This window comes from Blautia sp. MB18-30 (assembly GCF_023669475.1).
In the GTDB taxonomy this organism is placed as follows: Bacteria; Bacillota; Clostridia; order Lachnospirales; family Lachnospiraceae; genus Blautia_A; species Blautia_A fusiformis.
Window position 1 is genome coordinate 1 of record NZ_JAMOYY010000078.1, and the last position, 2,353, is coordinate 2,353.

The following is a 2,353-nucleotide window of genomic DNA, read 5'->3' on the forward strand; positions in this document are numbered from 1 at the left end:
TTTACATATTGTATATATCATGGGAATAGTTGAATAAAAAAATGAACTCTATTCATTAAAGACAGAGTTGCTGGAAATTATTTCTCTCCAACAACTTTCTTCGTCTTTAAGTCCTTGAAACACAATACTGTCCCATCAGATTCATCCAACTGTTATATTTATTCTTTTCACACACCTTTCGACAAATTTCATTTTCCATCAATACACAGAACATCTTATCATAATCAAATGCCCAAACAGCACCATTCACATGGTTTTCCACTGCTTTCTGATCTATGTACTTTAAACGTGTGACCATTTTTTCAATTTCTCCATTTCTCAAGTTACCGATATTTTTGCAGATAAACCGAAAGAAATTCAACGTTGCATATTCGTCATGCCAATGGAACTCTTCTGGATTGTTTTTAATTTTACTGGCTCGCTGCTGTTCTTTGATTATTTGATCAGCTACACCTTTCATCGAATCTTCGTATCTCATATTACTCACCTACTCTTCCTCAACGCCCAGTGACGGTTTAAATCTTTTATCCTTTGCCTGCGGTACCACGATCTCGTAAAAATAAAATCCTAAATATCCAAGTGCCTGCTTCTTCATTTTATAAAAAGAAGTCCTGCCTATTCCTAGCTCCTGCTGTACTTCCACATCTGTCTTATTATAATGACTGCAAAAACAGGAATGAAGGATTTCACTGAGCATCACACCATTCGGTGCATAGAACTTCACCAGTGTCATTCCACGATAGATCATATCAGACAAGCCATAAATGATCATCAGGTTATTCATTTCCCGGTGCATCTTTGGCACATTCAGCTGATTGTTATAAATGCTCAGATAACTCAATGCATATGCCATATCTTCATTGATTTTCTCCTGGCACTCCATATCCAGTTCTTCCAATACAACTGGTTTTCTAAAATCAGTTTCTGGTAGCTTGTCATCAGTTCTTTAATATCAGTATAATGTCTTAATCCTGTGCATGACTTGCCATATGGAAGGTAATTTCTTTCACTGATTTAATTGCATAATCTCTGTCTGTCATCAGTTTCAAAATCTCCTTATCATCATCACACTAACTGGCGGTCTTTCAGACCAGTTCGCTTTCCCCATGATTTTGATGGGAAGCAATTACTTACTACAACTTGCAGAAGCGGATATCCAAAAGGCATTGTGGGAGCTGCCTTTGCTGACCGAAATCCATCTTCTTATGTAAAACCTGCAGGAATATAAAGGGAAAGTGACTATCCCTGCCGATTAATAATCCAAATAATATCGTCTATACCAATCTCTCCTTATTTTTCAAAGCATCTGTAAAATCGTTTTCTATCATTTGGTTATAAAGTCTCTTCTGCGCCAGTTCATCTGTATAATACGCATAGTCATGATTATAATCTTCCATAACTGTTTCTGCCGCCATAGATGCATAATCATATATGGTAGCTATTGAAAGATTCTTATCTATATTTTTGTAAATACCATATTTAATCTTTATTCCTTTAATCGGAGCATTCTCTACAAACTCATTAATAACATTGTCCATTCTCCGATGATCCAGCTCACAATCATCACTTAATAAGCAGAGAAAAGATGCTTTTTCTTTTCTCACCGGTGCTGCTCAAGTTCATAATGCCTAACTCATCTAATCTTATATCTGAATCCTCACTTGCAAACGCAAACACTATTTTTTCGAATGTATCTGCATTTCCAATTCTTGCACATTTCATACGATAACGCAAAATATCATTACCATTTTTTATCCTGTAATGTATTGTGAACTGTGAGACCAGTTGCAGTTGTTTGCATATATTATTAAAATCCGTAGCAACCAGCATTTTATTTCTGTCTTCTTCAAATACATTGGTCTCTATATACTTTTGTATTACGGTTTCATATGTTTTCTTCTCGTTCATTAATTCATCTAACTCTGTGTTTTCATTTAGATGTCTATAAATCTGAATGTACTGATCTTGACGATTTACGCAATATATACTACTAAACTCATTCCCCAAAATGTTAATAATATCCGTAATCAGCATTTTTCCCCTTACTCTTCATTTACATATCATTTTATTGTAATCCCTTGATCTTTTTCAAAGATACTTTCGCTGTTGTTCCAAAGTTTCCATGTCTCTCTTTCTTTAAAATACAACGAAAAGTGAACTCTTATGTACTTGAAGAATCTGAAATACGATTCCTCCCTGTAAATATCAATCTGTTCCACAAAGCAAGTGACATGCTCCCACCACTTAAATCTTACGATTTTGAAGTGGGGGCTTCCTGCTCGATTACCCTTTAGGGCAAAGCTAAAACAGGCTATCCCCGCGTGTCCCGCGGTTTTGTTTTTTATGTTTATCC

Annotated in this window: 4 protein-coding genes and 1 pseudogene; all 5 read right to left on the reverse strand. The window is 35.5% G+C overall.

Annotated features, from left to right (window positions below; all coding sequences use genetic code 11):
• Positions 1-106 precede the first annotated feature (106 nt).
• The gene (locus NCY57_RS16490; protein WP_059086885.1) at positions 107-478 is read right to left on the reverse strand and encodes a hypothetical protein; all 372 of its coding nucleotides are present in this window, start codon (positions 476-478) and stop codon (positions 107-109) included.
• Positions 479-487: 9 nt separating this feature from the next.
• Entirely contained in the window at positions 488-883 is a 396-nt protein-coding gene (locus NCY57_RS16495) for a hypothetical protein (RefSeq protein ID WP_015524973.1), read from the reverse strand.
• A gap of 391 nt (positions 884-1,274) precedes the next feature.
• Positions 1,275-1,538 carry a hypothetical protein gene (locus NCY57_RS16500; protein ID WP_015524971.1) on the reverse strand — a complete coding sequence of 88 codons (264 nt, stop codon included), beginning with the start codon at positions 1,536-1,538 and terminating at the stop codon, positions 1,275-1,277.
• A gap of 25 nt (positions 1,539-1,563) precedes the next feature.
• Positions 1,564-2,034 carry a hypothetical protein gene (locus NCY57_RS16505; RefSeq protein WP_015524970.1) on the reverse strand — a complete coding sequence of 157 codons (471 nt, stop codon included), beginning with the start codon at positions 2,032-2,034 and terminating at the stop codon, positions 1,564-1,566.
• A 26-nt stretch (positions 2,035-2,060) separates the two neighbouring features.
• Positions 2,061-2,353 (reverse strand): annotated as a pseudogene (locus NCY57_RS16510) (hypothetical protein); the annotation flags it as partial.